8 protein-coding genes and 1 pseudogene are annotated in these 17055 nt (G+C 70.4%); all 9 read right to left on the bottom strand.

What is annotated here, in order from left to right; genetic code table 11:
* Positions 1-9: 9 nt before the first annotated feature.
* The 9 genes and pseudogenes from H9L41_RS11530 to H9L41_RS11490 all read right to left on the bottom strand — a co-directional run bounded on the left by H9L41_RS11530 (position 10) and on the right by H9L41_RS11490 (position 16870).
* Positions 10-1332 (bottom strand): TRZ/ATZ family hydrolase, encoded by a 1323-nt coding sequence (locus H9L41_RS11530; RefSeq protein WP_028447145.1) that lies wholly within the window; start codon positions 1330-1332, stop codon positions 10-12.
* A gap of 31 nt (positions 1333-1363) precedes the next feature.
* Positions 1364-3187 (bottom strand): bifunctional tRNA (5-methylaminomethyl-2-thiouridine)(34)-methyltransferase MnmC2/FAD-dependent 5-carboxymethylaminomethyl-2-thiouridine(34) oxidoreductase MnmC1, encoded by a 1824-nt coding sequence (gene mnmC / locus H9L41_RS11525; protein ID WP_308419663.1) that lies wholly within the window; start codon positions 3185-3187, stop codon positions 1364-1366.
* Positions 3188-3466: 279 nt separating this feature from the next.
* A pseudogene (gene lysS / locus H9L41_RS11520) lies at positions 3467-4971 on the bottom strand (lysine--tRNA ligase).
* 65 nt (positions 4972-5036) lie between these two features.
* Positions 5037-5489, bottom strand: a complete 453-nt coding sequence (locus H9L41_RS11515) for a DUF2846 domain-containing protein (protein WP_211236904.1) — start codon at positions 5487-5489, stop codon at positions 5037-5039.
* Between the two features lie 68 nt (positions 5490-5557).
* Positions 5558-6662, bottom strand: a protein-coding gene (prfB, locus tag H9L41_RS11510) for a peptide chain release factor 2 (RefSeq protein ID WP_157462056.1) whose coding sequence is annotated in 2 segments (ribosomal slippage) — positions 5558-6580 and positions 6582-6662 — 1104 coding nt in all. Because the reading frame shifts where the segments join, the coding sequence is not laid out codon by codon here.
* Positions 6663-6833: 171 nt separating this feature from the next.
* Positions 6834-7949, bottom strand: a complete 1116-nt coding sequence (locus H9L41_RS11505; RefSeq protein WP_028447150.1) for a response regulator — start codon at positions 7947-7949, stop codon at positions 6834-6836.
* 1 nt (position 7950) lies between these two features.
* Positions 7951-10881, bottom strand: a complete 2931-nt coding sequence (locus H9L41_RS11500; protein WP_051319226.1) for an ATP-binding protein — start codon at positions 10879-10881, stop codon at positions 7951-7953.
* Entirely contained in the window at positions 10878-15317 is a 4440-nt protein-coding gene (locus H9L41_RS11495; RefSeq protein ID WP_187523848.1) for a response regulator, read from the bottom strand. Before H9L41_RS11495 ends, H9L41_RS11500 begins: the two co-directional genes overlap by 4 nt.
* Complete coding sequence (locus H9L41_RS11490; protein WP_028447151.1) at positions 15317-16870, bottom strand: response regulator; 1554 nt, start codon at positions 16868-16870, stop codon at positions 15317-15319. Before H9L41_RS11490 ends, H9L41_RS11495 begins: the two co-directional genes overlap by 1 nt.
* Between the last annotated feature and the right edge of the window lie 185 nt (positions 16871-17055).

The following is a 17055-nucleotide window of genomic DNA, read 5'->3' as shown; positions in this document are numbered from 1 at the left end:
GGTAGGCCGTCAGGCCGCGCGGTCGGCGGCGATCCGTTCGCGCCAGTCGCGGGCGCGGGCGACGATCTGGCCGGCGTCGAGCGTGGTCAGTTCCCGCCGGCGCAGCAGCGCGCGGCCGGCGACCCAGACGTCGCTGACCTGCTCGCGGCCGGCGGCATAGACCAGCTGCGACAGCGGGTCGAACAGCGGCTGGGTCTCGAGCGCGCCGAGGTCGACGGCGACCAGGTCGGCCTGCTTGCCCGGCAGCAGCGAGCCGATGCGGTCGGCCAGGCCGAGCGCGCGGGCGCCGGCCAGCGTGGCCATCTCGAGCGCCGCAGCGGCGCCGAGCGCGGTCGGATCGCCCGATTCGGCCTTGGCCAGCAGCGCGGCCAGGCGCAGGTCGCCCAAGAGGTCGAGCTTGTTGTTGCTGGCGGCGCCGTCGGTGCCGAGGCCGACGTTGACGCCGGCGCGCTGCATCGCCGCGACGCGGGCGAAGCCCGAGGCGAGCTTGAGGTTGCTGGCCGGATTATGCGCCACGTGCACGCCGTGGCGGGCCAGCAGCTCGATCTCGGCGTCGCTGGCGTGCACTACGTGGGCCGCCACCAGAGTGGGGCCGAGCAGGCCGAGCGCATGCAGCCGCTCGAGCGGCCGAACGCCGTATTGCGCGAGGCTGCCGTCGATCTCGTCGCGCGTCTCGTGGATATGGCAGTGGATGCCGAGCCGCAGCCGGTCGGCCAGCGCGATCGTCCGGCGGAAGGTGTCGTCGGCGACGGTGTAGGGCGCGTGCGGCGCCAGCGTGAAGCCGACCAGCGATTCGCCGGCGAAGGCACGGCAGGCGGCTTCGGCCTTGGCCAGGTAGTCGGCGGCATCGCGGCCGTAGGCGGTCGGGAATTCGAGGATGGAGCAGCCCACCACGGTGCGCATGCCGGCCGCGAGGCCGGCGCAGGCGACCGCTTCGTGGTGGAAGTACATGTCGTTCACCGTGGTGGTGCCGCCGCGGATCATCTCGGCCATCGCATGCAGCGTGCCGTCGTGGACGAAGGCGTCGGAGACGTGGCGGCCCTCGGCCGGCCAGATGTGGTTCTGCAGCCAGTCCATCAGCGCCAGGTCGTCGGCCAGGCCGCGCAGCAGCGTCATGGCCGAGTGGCCGTGCAGGTTGACGAGGCCCGGCAGCAGGGCGTGGTCGGGCAGCTCGATCGCCTCCGCGGCGGCATAGCGTTGGCGGGCTTCGGCGGCCGGCAGGATGGCGGCGATGCGCTCGCCCTCGATCACCAGTGCATGCCCTTCGAGCACCGCGCCGCGCGGTTCGACGGGGATCAGCCAGCGGGGATAGAGGCAGGTGAGGGCGGCCATGGCGGTCCTGGAAAAGGCGGGAGGCGCGATTCTAACAGGCGCGCCGCGCCAGGAAGCGCGCCGGGTCGACCGCCAGCGCCAGCTCGCGTTCGACCGGCAAGGGTTCGCCGCAGATCTGCGCGGCCAGCAGCTCGGAGCACAGCTGCGACCAGACCAGGCCGCGTGCGCCGAAACCGGTCAGCGCATAGAGGCCGGCCCGGCGCGGCGCCAGGTGCAGGCTGCCGGCGTGCTTGGGCAGGAAGGCGGCCGCGTCGGCCAGCGGGCCGACCACCGGCAGCCGGTCCGGCGTACCGGGGCGCGCGCAGCGGCGGCCGCCGAGCGTAGCGGCGTCGAGGCCGTCGGCGGCGCCGGGCAGCATGGCGTCGAGCAGGGCCAGATTGTGGCCGGCCGCGGCCTCGCCGGCCGGGCTGGAGCCGATGCAGGCGAGGCCGGCGTGCGCCGGCGTGAGGTAGCCGCCGCGGCAGACCACGGCGCGGACCGCGGGCGCCTGTCCGGCCGGCAGATGGCTGACCAGGCGTTCGTCGCGGCCGAGCAGCAGGTCGGGGGCGAATCGGGCCGCATCGGCTGCGTTGGCGAGGATCGCCACGGGCGCGCGAGCCAGCAGCGTGCCGCTGGCGTCGAACGCCTGCCAGCCGTCTTCATCGCGCCGCAACTCGGTCACGGTGCAGCCCAAGCGCGCTTCGAGCCGGGGCGCGGCGGCCGCCAGCAGCGCCGCGACCAGGCTCGGCGGGTTGATCCAGCCCGCCTGCGGAAACCACAGGCCGCCGGCGGCGACCGGCTGGCCGGCCAGGCGGCTCGCCTCGTCGACGTCGACCGCGCGCGCATGGTCGGTCGGCAGGCCGAGCTGGTCGGGCAGGGCGGCGAAGCGCGCGGCCTCGTCGTCGTCGCGGGCGAGCTGCAGTGCGCCGCAGGCCGCCCAGCGCACGTCTGGCAGCCGTGCCAGGCCGCGCAGGCCGTACAGGAAGGCCGCCCGCGCGAGCCGCGCCTGCAGGTTGTCGTCGCCCGACAGCACCGGTCGATAGGCGCCGGCATGGTTGCCCGAGGCCGCCGCGGCCGGCCCGGCTTCGCGCTCCAGCAGCGTGATGCGCCAGCCGCGCGTGGCGAGCCGTTCGGCGATGGCGGCGCCGGCCAGTCCTGCGCCGATCACGAGGGCATGGCGCTCGGGCGGCAGGGTCGGGGCCGTGCGGCGGCCGCGGAAGGCACCGGCCAGCATCTGCCGCTTGCGGCCGAAGCCGGGCCGCTTCTCGACCGCGAAACCGGCCGCCTCGAGCCCGCGCCGCACCGCGCCGGCCACGGTATAGGTCGCCAGCGTGGCCCCGGTCGCGGCCAGCCGGGCGAACTGCTTGAACAGCGCTTCCTGCCACAGCGCCGGGTTCTTGGCCGGCGCGAAGCCGTCGAGGTAGAAGGCGTCGACCTGGCCGGACAGCCGCGGCAGCCAGTCCAGCGCGTCGCCGAGCAGCAGGGTGAGCACGACGCGGCCGCCGTCGAATTCGAGCCGGTGGAAGCCGGGCACCAGCAAGGGCCATTGCGCCACCAGTTGTCGACCAAGCCCGGCCAGTTCGTCTTCGGCGGCGAACAGCGCGGCATGCAGGGTGGCGAGATCGGCCTGGGCGAACGGATGCAGCTCGCAGGAGACGAAATGCAGCCGTTCGCTGCGCCGCGGATCGGCGCGCCAGGCGGCCCAACTGGCCAGGAAGCTCAGGCCGAGGCCGAAACCGGTCTCGCAGATCGTGAAGTTCGCGCGTCCGCCCCAGCGTTCCGGCAGGCCGTTGCCGGCCATGAACACGTCGCGCGCCTGCGCCAGGCCGCCGTCCTGGGTGTGGTAGACGTCGTCGAAGGCGGCCGAGTAGGGGATGCCGTCGGCGGTCAGGTCGAGCCGGGCGGTCTGGAGCGGGGATGGCGGGGCGTCACGGTGTAGATATCGTGGTATGCGGCAATGAAGATCAGCGATTTATACGGCGACGGATGGAAGGCGGCATTGATGTAGGTCGGAATTCAGCGCCTGCCCCGCCTCACCGGGCATTCCGACGGCGATGCGGCAAATACGAGCCAGGCCGCGACAGCTTCCACGGTCGCGACGCCTCAATGAGAAATGGGAGCCGAAGCTCCCATTCCATCCGATTGCCGGGGCCGATCAGTCCTCGCGGCGCATCTGCGGGAACAGGATCACGTCGCGGATCGACGGCGCGTCGGTCAGCAGCATCACCAGCCGGTCGATGCCGACGCCGAGGCCGCCGGTCGGCGGCAGGCCGTGCTCGAGCGCGCGGATGTAGTCGGCGTCGTAGTGCATCGCCTCCTCGTCGCCGGCGTCTTTCTGCCGCACCTGGTCGAGGAAGCGCTCGGACTGCTCTTCCGGATCGTTCAGCTCGGAGAAACCGTTGGCCAGTTCGCGGCCGACCACGAACAGCTCGAACCGCTCGGTGATGCCGGGACGGGTATCGGAGCCGCGCGCCAGCGGCGAGATCTCGACCGGGTAGTCGATGATGTAGGTCGGGTCCCACAGCTTCTGCTCGGTGGTTTCCTCGAACAGACTGAACTGCAGGCCGGCCACGCCGTCGGTGACCACCAGCTTGCCGCCGAGCTTCTCGATCTCGGCCTTGAGCCAGGCGCGGTCGTTCAGCTGTGCCTCGTTGTACTGCGGGTTGTACTTGAGGATGGCCTCGACCACGGTGAGCCGCTCGAACGGCTTGGACAGGTCGACGATCTTGCCCTGGTAGGTCACGGCGGTATGGCCGATCACCTCGCGTGCGGCGTGGCGGATCATCGCCTCGGTCAGGTCCATCACCCGGCGGTAGTCGGCGTAGGCCTCGTAGCTCTCGAGCATGGTGAACTCGGGTTGTGGCGCGTGCTCATCCCCTCGTTGCGGAAGTTGCGGTTGATCTCGAACACGCGCTCCAGGCCGCCGACCACCAGGCGCTTGAGGTAGAGCTCCGGCGCGATGCGCAGGTAGAGCGGCATGTCGAGCGCGTTGTGGTGGGTCGTGAAAGGCTTGGCCGCGGCGCCGCCGGGGATCGGGTGCATCATCGGCGTCTCGACCTCGAGGAAGTCCTCGCCGGCCATGAATTCGCGGATCTTCTGCACGATCTTCGAGCGCTTGATGAAGGTGTCGCGGCTCTGCTCGTTGGTGATCAGGTCGAGGTAGCGCTGGCGGTACTTCTGCTCCTGGTCGGTCATGCCGTGGAACTTCTCCGGCAGCGGGCGCAGCGCCTTGACCAGGAGGCGCAGTTCGGTGACCTGGATGCTCAACTCGCCGGTCTTGGTCTTCATCAGCGTGCCGCGCGCGGCCAGGATGTCGCCCAGGTCCCAGGTCTTGAAGCCGGCCAGCGCGGCCTCGCCGACCTTGTCCAGCGCGATGTAGAGCTGGATGCGGCCGGTGTCGTCCTGCAGCGTCGCGAAGGCGGCCTTGCCCATCACCCGTTTCAGCATCATGCGGCCGGCGACCGACACTTCGATCGCATCGGCTTCGAGCGCTTCCTTCTCCGCCGCGTCGTGCCTGGCGTGCAGCGCGCCGGCCTTGTGCGTGGGCTTGAAGTCGTTGGGGAAGGCGACGCCCTGCTTGCGGATCTCGGCAAGCTTGGCGCGGCGCTCGGCGATGAGCTGGTTTTCGTCGAGGGCGAGGGGACTTTGCTGGTCGGACATTCAGGGCATCCTGGGTCTGTCGGGCGGCGCGGTTGCCCGCGCCGCCCGATTGATTGCACGTACTTTTAGTTGGCGGAGGCGGCCAGGGTGGTTTCCTTCACGCCGGCTTGGCCCTTCGCTTCGTCAACCAGTTGCAGCTTGTTGCGGGCGGACATCACGCCCATCTTCACTTCCTGCCACACGTAGTAGAGCTTGCCGGCCACGGTGTCGATGGTCAGTTCGGAGTCGGTCTCGGCCTTGCCGACCAGCTTGTGCTGGCCCGGTTCCACGGCGGTGAACAGGTAGGTGTTGGCGCCGGTCTTGCCGAGTTGCTTGCCGTCGACCTGGACGTCCATCGCGATGGCGGCGCCCATGGTCTCGTTGCGATAGACGTAGATCCCGGCCTTGCCGTCCTGCGGCTTGAAGTTCTTCAGTTCGGCGTCGAGCTTCGGGTCGCCCTTGGGCACCGAGGCACAGGCCGACAGCAGCGCTGCGGCGGCGATGACGAAGCCGATTTTCATCTTATTGAGCGTGGACATCTTTTTGTATCTCCCTGGATATGAAATGTACTGCGTTAGGAACTACGGTATTGCCCGGTGCGGCGCGATCAGACGCCCTGCTTGAGGCTGGCCTCGATGAAGATATCGAGGTCGCCGTCCATCACGCCCTTGACGTTGCCGACTTCCACGCTGGTGCGCAGGTCCTTGACCCGGCTCTGGTCGAACACGTAGGAGCGGATCTGGTGGCCCCAGCCGATGTCGGACTTGCCGGCTTCGAGCGACTGCTGCGCTTCCATCCGGCGGCGCAGCTCGGCCTCGTACAGCTTGGCGCGCAGCATCTGCATCGCCTCGTCCTTGTTGCGGTGCTGCGAGCGGTCGTTCTGGCACTGCACGACGATGCCGGACGGGTTGTGGGTGATCCGCACCGCCGAGTCGGTCTTGTTGATGTGCTGGCCGCCGGCGCCCGAGGCGCGGAAGGTGTCGATGCGCAGGTCGGCCGGGTTGATCTCGATCTCGATGCTGTCGTCGACCTCGGGGTAGACGAAGACCGAGGAGAAGGAGGTGTGGCGGCGGGCGTTGGAATCGAACGGCGAGACGCGCACCAGCCGGTGCACGCCGGTCTCGGTGCGCAGGAAGCCGTAGGCGTAGTCGCCGGTCAGCTTGAGCGTACAGCTCTGGATGCCGGCCACTTCGCCTTCCGATTCTTCCATCACCTCGACGGTGAAACCCTTGCGCTCGGCGTAGCGGATGTACATGCGCATCAGCATGCCGGCCCAGTCCTGCGCCTCGGTGCCGCCGGCGCCCGACTGGATGTCGACGAAGCAGGCGTTCGGGTCCATCGGGTTGCTGAACATGCGGCGGAATTCGAGGTCGGCGATCTTGGCCTCGGCCGAGGCGAGGTCACCGGCCACCGATTCGATGGTGTCCCAGTCTTCCTCGGGCTTGGCCATCTCGAACAGGTCGCGGCTGTCGGAAGTGACCTGGGCGATCTCGTCGAGCACCAGCACCACGGCTTCGAGCAGCTTCTTTTCCTTGCCGATCTCCTGGGCGCGCTTGGGGTCGTTCCAGATATCGGGGTCTTCGCTCAGGCGGGAGACTTCCTCGAGCCGGTCCTTCTTGCCCGGGTAGTCAAAGATACCTCCGCAGCTCGTCGCCGCGGGCGGCGAGGTCGGCGATGCTGTTCTCGATCTGGTTGAGGCGTTCGGCTTCCATGGCGGGCTCGGCTGAAATGCTTGAAAAGCCGGCAATTATACGTGAAACGTGAAAAGTGATCGCCCGCGGCGAGCGTGAAACGTGGCGCGGCTTCGCCGCGCTGAACCGAGCCGCGCAGCTGCGACACGTTTCACCTTTCACATTTCACGTTTCACTCGCCAGACGTTGCCGTCAGGCAGCGTCTGGCGTCGTTTCCTCGTCCCTGAACCGATCCGCGATCGCCAGGAACTCCGCCTCGATCGCCAGGAAGGCGTCGAGCACGTCGGGGTCGAAGTGGCTGCCGCGGCCTTCGCGCATCATCGCCACCGCCTGCGCATGCGGGAAGGCCGGCTTGTAGACGCGGCGCGAGATCAGCGCGTCGTAGACGTCGGCCACCGCCATCAGCCGCGCCGACAGCGGGATCGCGTCGCCGGCCAGTCCTTCCGGGTAGCCCGAGCCGTCCCATTTCTCCTGGTGCGAATAGGCGATCTCGCGGGCGAAGGCGAGGAAGCCGTTGCTGCCGCCGAGGTGCTTCTCGACCTGGATGATCGCGTCGCGGCCGTAGACCGTGTGCAGCTTCATGATCTCCCACTCCTCGGCGTCGAGCTTGCCGGGCTTGAGCAGGATGCGGTCGGGCACGCCGACCTTGCCGATGTCGTGCAGCGGCGCCGACTTGTGCAAGAGGTCGATGTTCTCTTCGGTCAGCAGCGCGCTGAAGCGCGGGTGCGACTGCAGCGCGCGGGCCAGCGCGGCGACGTAATTCTGGGTGCGGCGGATATGGTTGCCGGTCTCGTTGTCGCGCGTCTCGGCCAGGCTCGCCATGGCCAGGATGGTGGCGTCCTGCATCTGGCCGAGCTGGCGGGTGCGTTGGTAGACCAGGTGCTCCAGATGCTGGTTCTGGTCCTCGAGGAAACGGTGGGCGCGCTTGAGCGAAAGATGGGTCTGCACCCGCGCCAGCACGATCGGCGGGCTGATCGGCTTGGTGATGTAGTCGACCGCGCCGATCGACAGGCCCAGCTCCTCGTCCTCGACCTGGCTGCGCGCGGTCAGGAAGATCACCGGGATGCCGGCGGTGGCCGGGTTCTGCTTGAGCCGCCGGGTGGCCTCGTAGCCGTCGAGGTCCGGCATCATCACGTCCATCAGGATCAGGTCCGGCTGCGGCGAGGCCGCGGCGATCTCGAGCGCCTTGATCCCGTTGGTGGCGACCTTGGTGCGGTAGCGGTCGCGCAGGAGGGCGGAGAGCAGGGTGATGTTGTCCGGCGTGTCGTCGACGATCAGGACGGTCTGCCGCTCCGGTGTACCGCTCATGCTATCCCCCCGCCGGACCCGGTCCGCCGCCCGCCCGGGCGAGGCTCGCCAGTACCGAGTCGTAGTCGTATTGCCGGATCTGCCGTTCGATCTGCTGCATGGCGGCCGGTCCGAGCTCGGCCGTCAGCGCGGCGTGATGGCGATCGTAGTAGTCGAGCGCTTCGCTGTCCTGCGCCCTCAATAGCATGATTAGCCCATCGCGCGCCGACGCGCCATGGGAGGAGGTAGCTTGGCCGCGGAAGGCGGCGAGGCCGGCCAGCAGGTGTTCGAGCGCGTGTTCGAGCTCGGCCAGCCGGATCGGATCGGGTACGCCGCCCGGCACCATCAGGCTGTCCTCGAGTTCGCCGGCCAGCGCCTGGATCGCGCCGGCGCCGATCAGGCCGGCCACGCTCTTGAGCGTATGGGCCAGCCGCCGCGCCAGCGCCGCGTCGGCCGGCAGCGCGGCGCGGATGCGGCCGATCACGCCGGCCTGTTCCTGGCCGAAGCGGTCGAGCAGGTCGAGGTAGAGCGTGCGGTCGCCCAGCGTGCGCGCCAGGCCGCTCTCGGTATTGAGCCCGTCGACCTGCGGCAGCGCGGCGGTCTCGGCCGCGGCCGGCGCGGCGGGCTTGCGCGGGCGGCGGGTGGTCCAGCGCGCCACGGTATCGAACAGCGACTGCGGCGAGATCGGCTTGGACAGGTGGTCGTTCATGCCCGAATCGAGGCAGCGCTGGCGCTCCTCCTGCATGGCATGGGCGGTCATCGCCACCACCGGCAGGTCGTCGAAGCGCGCCTCGGCGCGGATCGCGCGGATGGTGGCGAAGCCGTCCATGACCGGCATCTGCACGTCGAGCAGCACCAGGTCGTAGGGCGGCGAATCGTGCAGCAGCAGCAGGTCGAGCGCCTCGCGGCCGTTGCAGGCCACTTCGACGCTGACGCCGGCGGCCTGCAAAAGCTCGACCGCGATCTGCTGGTTGATGTCGTTGTCCTCGACCAGCAGCACGGCGACGTCGCGGAACTTGGGCAGCACCGGCTGCTGCAGCGGCGCCGAGGCCGGCCGCGGCGCCTCCTCGCTGGCCGGTCGCAGCCGCACGTCGAAGCGGAAGCGCGAACCGCGGCCTTCCTCGCTCTCGGCGTCGATGCGGCCGCCCATCATCTCGACTAGCCGCTTGGAGATGTTGAGCCCGAGCCCGGTGCCGCCGAAGCGGCGGGTGGTCGAGCCGTCGGCCTGGGTGAAGGCCTGGAACAGCCGCGCGCTCTGCTCGGCGTTCATGCCGATGCCGGTGTCGCAGACCTCGAATTCGAGCACCAGCGCCTCCATGTCGCTGCGCAGCAGCCGCGCGCCGATGCGCACTTCGCCGCGCTCGGTGAACTTGACCGCGTTGTTGGCCAGGTTGATCAGCACCTGGCCCAGCCGCAGCGGATCGCCGCGCAGCCGGCGCGGCACTTCGGGCGGCAGGTCGAACAGGTATTCCAGGCCCTTGTCGCGCGCGCGGCCGCCGGTGACCGCGGCCACGTTGGCCAGCACCTCGTCGAGGTCGAAGTCGACGCTCTCGAGGTCGAGCTTGCCGGCCTCGATCTTCGAGAAGTCGAGGATGTCGTTGATGATGCCGAGCAGCGAGACGCCGGCGGTGTGGATCTTGTCGACGTAGTCGCGCTGCTTGGGCGTGAGCGGCGTCTTCAGCGCCAGGTGGGCCATGCCGATGATGGCGTTCATCGGGGTACGGATCTCGTGGCTCATGTTGGCCAGGAACATCGACTTGGCGCGCGTCGCCTCCTCGGCGTGCAGCCGCGCCGTCTCGGCCTCGCGCAGCTCGGTCTGGATGCGCACCACCTGCAGCTTGGTACGGATCGCCTGGCTCTGGGCGCGCTCGAACAGCGCGTGGTGGCGCTTGTAGTCGGCCAGCGCGGCCTGCCAGTCGCCGAGCTCGGCGTGGATCGCCGCCAGTTCCTCGGCCGCCTTCATCGGCATGAACACGTAGCCGAGCTCGCCGATCTCGTCGATGGCGCGGTTGAGGTCGACGACCGCTTCGCGCAGCCGGCCGCGCAGCCGGTGGATATGGCCGCTGGCCCACCAGGTGTAGGGCCGCAGGTGCTTTTCCTCGTAGCCGGCCATCTCGGCCAGCGCCTGGTTGCACAGCTGCTCGGCACGGTCGAGCTGGCCGCGTTCGGCTAGCGTGTAGGCCGACACCGCCAGGAAGAAGCCGCGGTTGGAGGCCGATGCATTGGGCTGCACCTCCTCGTCCTGCAGGAATTCGGCCAGCACCTGGTAGGCCGCCTCGACGTCGTCGCGCGACAGCTTGCACAGCGCCAGGATCAGGCTGACGAAGGGCAGCAGCCAGCGCTCGTCGGCCTGGCGCGCCAGGTCGCGCGCGCGCAGCAGCATGGTCTCGCCGTCCTCGGCGTTGCCGCAGATGTAGAACAGCTCGCCGATATTGCAGGTGATCTGCGCCTCGCGCGCGCGCAGGCCGAGCGCGCAGGCGGCGTCGAGCGCGGCGTGGAAGTGGCGGATCGCCTCGTCGGTGAGGCCGTATTCCTGCGCGATGATGCCGAGCGTGTTCAGCGTCAGCACGCTGCCCATGTCCGGCCGCGCCGGCAGGATCGGCACCACGTGCTCCTCGCCGAAGCGGTGCGCCTCCGCCACCCGGCCGAGCACGCGGTAGACCGCCAAGAGGCCGAAGCGGCTGAGCAGCATGCCCTCGCGCACGTCGAGCCGGGTGAAGGCCTGGTCCAGCTGCAGGAAGCGCGCCTCGCTGTGTTCGTTGCGGTCGGCGAAATAGTCGCTCAGCGCCATCGCCAGCTCGCCGTGCAGGCGCGCCAGCGGGTCGGGATCGGCGGCCAGGCGGGTGCCGATGGCCTGGGCGGCGGCCTGGTCGTCGCGCATCACCGACATCGCGCGTTCGAAGTCGCCGCGCCAGGCGGCGTGCTGTCGGAGGGGTTCGATGAGGTCGCTCATGGCGTCGGTTCGTAAGGCATGGTTTGCCATGCGGCGGCGGCGCGGCCGAGGTCGAGGCCGGCGCGGACGGCGAGCGCGCCGAGCAGCGCGTGGGCCGCGTCGTAATCGTATTGGGAGGCGGCCTGTTCGACCGCGGCGAAGGAGTCGCCGAGGCCCTGGCGCAAGATCGGGCCGTGGCGCTCGATCAGGTCGATCGCGTCGCCGTCGTTGTCGGCCAGCAGCCGGCTCAGACCGGCCGCCAGTTCCAGCAGCTGGCCGGCCGGGGCGGGCGTCGGCGCGGCGGCGGGCGATTGCGCCGCGGCGCCCGGCGCGGTCTCGGCCAGCGCGCGGCCCAGCAGCGCGCACAACCCGGCCAGCGACTGGCCGAGCCGGGTCAGCCGCGGCCGCAGCGCGGCGTCGGGCTCGCCTTCGCGCAGGCCGGTCTCGACCTGCTCGGCCAACAGCTGCACCTCGGTCGCGCCGAGGTTGGCCGCCACGCCCTTGAGCGAATGCGCCTCGCGCTCGGCAGCCTGGCGGTCCTGCGGCAGCCATTGCGCGATGCGCTGGGCGCTGTCGCCGAAGCGGTCGTGGAACTGGCCGAGCAGCTTGCGGTAGAGCGTACGGTTGCCGGCCACCCGGCGCAGGCCCTCGCGGGCGTCGAGCCCGGGCAGGCGCGGCAGGCCGTCGTCGTCGAAGGCGACCGCCGGCTCGGCCACGGCCGCGGCGGCGGCGCCGATGATCCAGCGGCGCACGCAGGCCTGCAGCGTGGTCGGCTCGATCGGCTTGCTGATGTGGTCCTGCATGCCTTCGCGCAGGCAGCGCTCGCGTTCCTCGACCATGGCGTGGGCGGTCATCGCCACGATCGGCAGCGCGTCGAAGCGCGCATCGGCGCGGATCGCCAGCGTCGCCTCGTGGCCGTCCATCACCGGCATCTGCAGGTCCATGAACACCAGCGCGTAGTGGTCGGGCGGCAGGCCGTCGAGCCGCTCGACCGCGTCGCGGCCGTTGCCGACCACGTCGACCGCCAGGCCCATGCCCTCCAGCAGCTCGCGCGCGATCTGCTGGTTCACCTCGTTGTCCTCGACCAGCAGCGCGCGGGCGCCGTCGAGGCCGGCCTCGCGCGGCAGGACGGCCGGGTCGGGGCAGTCGTCGTCGCGCGCGCCGACCAGGGTGACCAGGGTGTCGATCAGGGTCGAGCGATTGACCGGCTTGAGCAGGAAGCCGTCGACCGCGGCCTGCTCGGCGCGGTTGCGGATCTCCTCGCGGCCGAAGGCGGTCACCAGCACCATCACCGGCGGCTCGGCCAGCAGCGGGTCGTTCTTCACCTGGCGGGTCAGCTCGATGCCGTCCAGCCCCTTCATCTGCCAGTCGGTCAGCACCACGCCGAACGGGTCGTCCTGGTCGGCGCCGCGGATCGCGGCCAGCGCGGCGGCGCCGGAGTCGACCGCGTCGACGCGGAAGGGCAGGTCGTCGAGCGCGCCGACCATCACGTCGCGCGCCACCGGGTTGTCGTCGACCACCAGCACCCGCAGGCCGTTGAAGGCCGAAGGCAGCACGCGGCAGACCTCGGCCTCGCTGCTGCTGAGCTCGAGCCGGGCGCTGAAGCGGAAGGTCGAGCCTTCGCCCTCGCGGCTCTCGACGCTGATCTGGCCGCCCATCATCTCGACCAGCCGGCGCGAGATGCTGAGGCCGAGGCCGGTACCGCCGAACTTGCGGGTGGTCGAGCCGTCGGCCTGGGTGAAGGCCTGGAACAGCCGCGTGGCCTGGTCCTCGCTCATGCCGATGCCGGTGTCGCGCACTTCGAAATCGAAGGTCACGCTGCGCTCGTCGAGCGCCGCCACCGCGGCCGACAGCCGCACTTCGCCGTGCTCGGTGAACTTGACCGCGTTGTTGGCCAGGTTGATCAGCACCTGGCCCAGCCGCAGCGGATCGCCGCGCAGCCGGCGCGGCACTTCGGGCGGCACGTCGAACAGGTATTCCAGTCCCTTGTCCTGGGCGCGGCCGCCGGTGACCGCGGCGACGTTGGCCAGCACATCGTCGAGATCGAAGTCGACGTGCTCGAGATCGAGCTTGCCGGCCTCGATCTTCGAGAAGTCGAGGATGTCGTTGATGATGCCGAGCAGCGAGACGCCGGCGGTGTGGATCTTGTCGACGTAGTCGCGCTGCTTGGGCGTGAGCGTGGTCTTCAGCGCCAGGTGGGCCATGCCGATGATGGCGTTCATCGGGGTGCGGATCTCGTGGCTCATGTTGGCCAGGAACATCGACTTGGCCTGGGTCGCCTGCTCGGCCTCGTCCTTGGCGCTGTGCAGCGCCTCGGCCTGGCGGCGGGCGTCGGTGACGTCCATCCAGAAGCCGTTCCACACCCAGGCGCCGTCGGGCTGGGCGCTGCAGACGCTGCGCACCTGCACCCAGCGCAGCGTGCCGCCCAGTTGCACGCGGTGCTCGAAATCGGTGCCGGTCTTGCCGGCGATGGCGCGCCGCACGATGCCCTGACAGCGGCCGCGGTCCTCCTGCACCACGCAGCGCCAGCGGGTGGCCGGGTCGGCCTGCAGCTCGCGGTACTCGATGCCGAGGATCTCCTTCACCTTGGCGCTGGCGAACGGGTAGTGCAGCCGGCCGTCCGGCTCCAGCCGCAGCTGGAAGATCGCCAGCGGTAGCGCGTCGGACAGGTCGATCAGCCGCCGCCGCGAGTCCTGCGCCAGGTCGCGCGCGCTGGCCAGTTCGGCCTGCGCCTCCTGCTTCTCGGTGATGTCCTGCCAGTAGCCGTTCCAGACGATCTCGCCGTCGCCGGCGATGCTGGGCCGCGCCTCGCCCCACACCCAGCGCAGCGCGCCGTCGCTGCGGCGGATGCGGAACGACTGCTCCCACGGCCGGCTCTCGGCCACCGCCTCGCGCATCGAGGCCTGCACGATCGGCAGGTCGCGTTCGACGATCAGGCCGAACGCCTCTTCGACGTCGTTCATGATCGCTTCAGGCGAGCGGCCGAATTCCTGCCACTGGGCGTTGGCGAAGGTGATGCGCGGCACGCCCTGCACATAGCGCAGCTGGTAGACCGCCAGCGGCAGCTTGTCGGTCAGCTCGCGCGCGCGCACCTCGGCGGCGGCCAGCGCGGCCTCGTTGCGGCGGCGCTCGCCGATGTCGCGCACGAAGGCGGTGGCGTGCCATTCTCGGCCCTGCTGGTAGCCGGTCAGCGCCAGCTCGATCGGCACCAGGTGGCCGTCGGCATGGCAGGCCTCGACCTCGACCACCTGATTCAGCAGCGGCCCCTGGCCGGTCTGGTGGAAGCGGGCCAGGCCAGCGTCGGCGATCTGGCGCAGCGAGGGCGGCGGCAGGAAGCTGTGCACCTGGCGGCCCATCGCCTGTTCGGCGGTCCAGCCGAAGATGCGCTCGGCCGCCGGGTTCCAGTAATTGATGCGGGCCTGGCCGTCGATGCCGATGATGGCCTCGGGCGCCGCCGCCAGCAGCGCCTCGGTGCGCGCCTGCTCGGCCTGGCGCGACACGCTGGCAGCCAGCTCGCGCTGCTGCTGCACGATCACGGTGACCAGCAGGGTCAGCATCGACAGGCTCAGCAGGTAGAGGAACAACGAGGCCAAGTGGGTGGCCATGTCGCCCGGCACGCCCGGCGCGCCGATCAGTTGCAGGCTGATGGTGACCAGGCCGGTGACCAGGATGGCCGAATGCACGAACAGCGGCGGAAAGCGCAGCGCGGCCCAGACCAGCAGCGGCAGCGACAGGAAGCCGACCACCTGCACCGGCAGCGCGGCGTAGCGCGTGTACCACCAGGCCAGCGCGGTGCAGATCAGGCCGGTGGCGATGTAGAGCGCCTGGGTGCGGGTCACCCGCAGCGAGATCGGCCGGTAGCGCTCGGGCCGCGCCAGCAGCGCGCGGGTGCCGGGGTCGAGCCGCAGGCCCCAGGAGATCAGCGCCGGCAGGCAGATCCACAGGCCGAACAGGTCGCCGACCGCCGACTGCATCCAGTGCGCCAGCCAGCCCTGCTCGGTGCACAGCCGGGTCTGCGCCCAGCCGCAGTAGCCGACGGTGGTGAGGCTGGCGTTGACGGCGGCGTAGAGCGTGGCGACCGTCATCAGGAGCGCGCTGTCGCGCACCGTGCCCAGCGCCAGGTCGAGCCGGAACCCGCGCGCCAGCCGCTGCAGGGCGAAGGCGGTCAGCAGCATGCAGCTCGGCTCGATCAGCGCATAGCCGTAGCGGCGGGCACTGCCGAAGTCGACCGCGATGTAGTCGTAGGCGATGTAGAGCGCCACGCCCAGGAGGCTGCGCGGGCCGTAGAGCAGGGCGGCGGCGCAGGCGACCGCGGCGGGCGGCCAGACCGGCGTGAGGTAGCCGTGGCCCATGAAGGCGAAACCGACCTGCGCCGCCAGCCAGAACAGCGCGGTCAGCACCGCCATGCGCAGCAGGTCGAGCCGGGTCAGGGCCAGCGCGGGAGCGAGCCTGGGCATCAGTCGGCGGCGGGCAGGAAGACCGACAGCCGGGTCTGCACGCGCGCGTCGTCGCTGTGCAGCTCGATGCGTCCGCCCAGCGCCTCGGTCAGCATGCGCGCCGAGTAGGTGCCGAGCCCGGTGCCGCCGCTCTTGCCCTGGGTGACGTATTTCTCGAAGAAGCGCGGCCGGATCGCGGCCGGCACCGCGCCGACGTTGACGAACTCGATCAGCACCTCGTGCTCGCGCCGCAGCAGCGACACCTTGACCTCGGTGCCCTCGGGCGCGGCCTCGACCGCGTTCTTGAGCAGGTTGGCGAACACCGAGCGGCACAGCGCCGCCTCGCCCAGCGCGGCCTGCGCCGACGGCACGTCGAGCACGATCATCACCGGCTTCCAGGCGAACTGGACGTTCATCTCCTGGGTCACCGAGCCGAGCAGGCGGCCGAGGTCGATTCGGGTCGGCTCGGCGTGGTACTGGCCCTGCTCGATCTTGTAGAGGGTGAACGACAGGTTGACCATTTCCAGCGCGTGGCTGGCGGCGCCGCCGAGCAGGTTCAGCCGGTCGCGCAGCGCCGGCGGCACCTCGCTGTCGAGCAGCAGGCTGTCGGCAGTCTGGGCGATCGCGGCGATCGGGCTCTTGAGGTCGTGGCGGGTGATGCGCTCGATGTCGTCGCGCAGCCGGGCGTTCTCGGCCAGCACCTGGTTCTGCCGCTTGAGGTCGCGGTTGGCCTGGCTCAGCCGCAGATGGGTACGGATGCGGGCCTTGAGGATGGCCGGCTGGGCCGGCTTGACCACGTAGTCGACCGCGCCGAGGTCCAGCCCGTCGACCACGTCGTCGACCTGGTCCTTGGCGGTCAGGAAGATCACCGGGATGTCGCGCGTGCGCGCGTCGGCCTTGAGCCGGCGGGCAACTTCGTAGCCGTCCATCTCCGGCATCATCACGTCGAGCAGGATCAGGTCGGGCGGGTTGTCGCCGGCGGCGATCTCGAGCGCCTTGCGGCCGCTGATGGCGACCTTGATCGCGTATTCGCTCTTGAGGATGCCGGCGATCACCTCGATGTTGGTGGCGACGTCGTCGACCACCAGCACCGAGGAGCGGGCCAGCCGCTCCTCGCTCGGCGCGTCGAAGCCGAGCACCGGCGTCTCGTAGGCGATCGGCATGGCCGGCTTGAACGGCGCGCGGCGCGGGCCGGGCGGGGCGCTGAGGATCTTGTTGATGCGCGCGCGCAGCGTCGAGGCGGTGAACGGCTTGACCAGGTAGTCGCTGACGCCGGCCTCGATCGCCCGGCCGAGGAAGTCGCGGCCCGATTCGGCGGTCAGCAGGATGAAGGGCACGTCGCGGTAGTGCTGGTCGTTGCGGCACCAGCGCAAGAGGTCGTAGCCGGTCATGCCCGGCATGTTCCAGTCGGCGATCACCAGCGAGATCGGCACCGACTCGAGGATATGGCGCGCCTCCAGGCCCTGGCTGGCGGCATGCACGTTGTGCAGGTCCATGCCCGAGAGCACGTGCTGCACCGCCAGGCGCATCTGGTGGTAGTCGTCGGCAACTAGGATGTTCGGTGACGTGTCCATGCGGGTCGCACGCTGCGGTTTTTATGCCGGGAGTTTAGCAGGCAATGGCGCGGACGCACGCCGGGGCAGGGCGGCGGAGGGCGAATCGGCGGGAACGATGCGCGGGAAGGACACGCGGCCCCACCGGGGCTGCCGGCCACGGCGCGGGCGGCGGCGATCGCCGCCCGCGCAGGCCGCTTCCCGCG

This window comes from Chitinimonas koreensis, assembly GCF_014353015.1.
In the GTDB taxonomy this organism is placed as follows: domain Bacteria; phylum Pseudomonadota; class Gammaproteobacteria; order Burkholderiales; family Chitinimonadaceae; genus Chitinimonas; species Chitinimonas koreensis.
Note: the sequence above shows the minus strand (reverse complement) of the source record. Positions and strands in the feature narration are given on the sequence as shown.

What these genes read in the sequence shown, in the direction of transcription:
- H9L41_RS11495 (WP_187523848.1), bottom strand. Translation starts at nt 15,317, where the DNA reads ATGCCCAGGCTCGCTCCCGCGCTGGCCCTGACCCGGCTCGACCTGCTG.
- H9L41_RS11505 (WP_028447150.1), bottom strand. Translation starts at nt 7,949, where the DNA reads ATGAGCGGTACACCGGAGCGGCAGACCGTCCTGATCGTCGACGACACG.
- H9L41_RS11530 (WP_028447145.1), bottom strand. Translation starts at nt 1,332, where the DNA reads ATGGCCGCCCTCACCTGCCTCTATCCCCGCTGGCTGATCCCCGTCGAA.
- H9L41_RS11515 (WP_211236904.1), bottom strand. Translation starts at nt 5,489, where the DNA reads ATGTCCACGCTCAATAAGATGAAAATCGGCTTCGTCATCGCCGCCGCA.
- H9L41_RS11490 (WP_028447151.1), bottom strand. Translation starts at nt 16,870, where the DNA reads ATGGACACGTCACCGAACATCCTAGTTGCCGACGACTACCACCAGATG.
- H9L41_RS11500 (WP_051319226.1), bottom strand. Translation starts at nt 10,881, where the DNA reads ATGAGCGACCTCATCGAACCCCTCCGACAGCACGCCGCCTGGCGCGGC.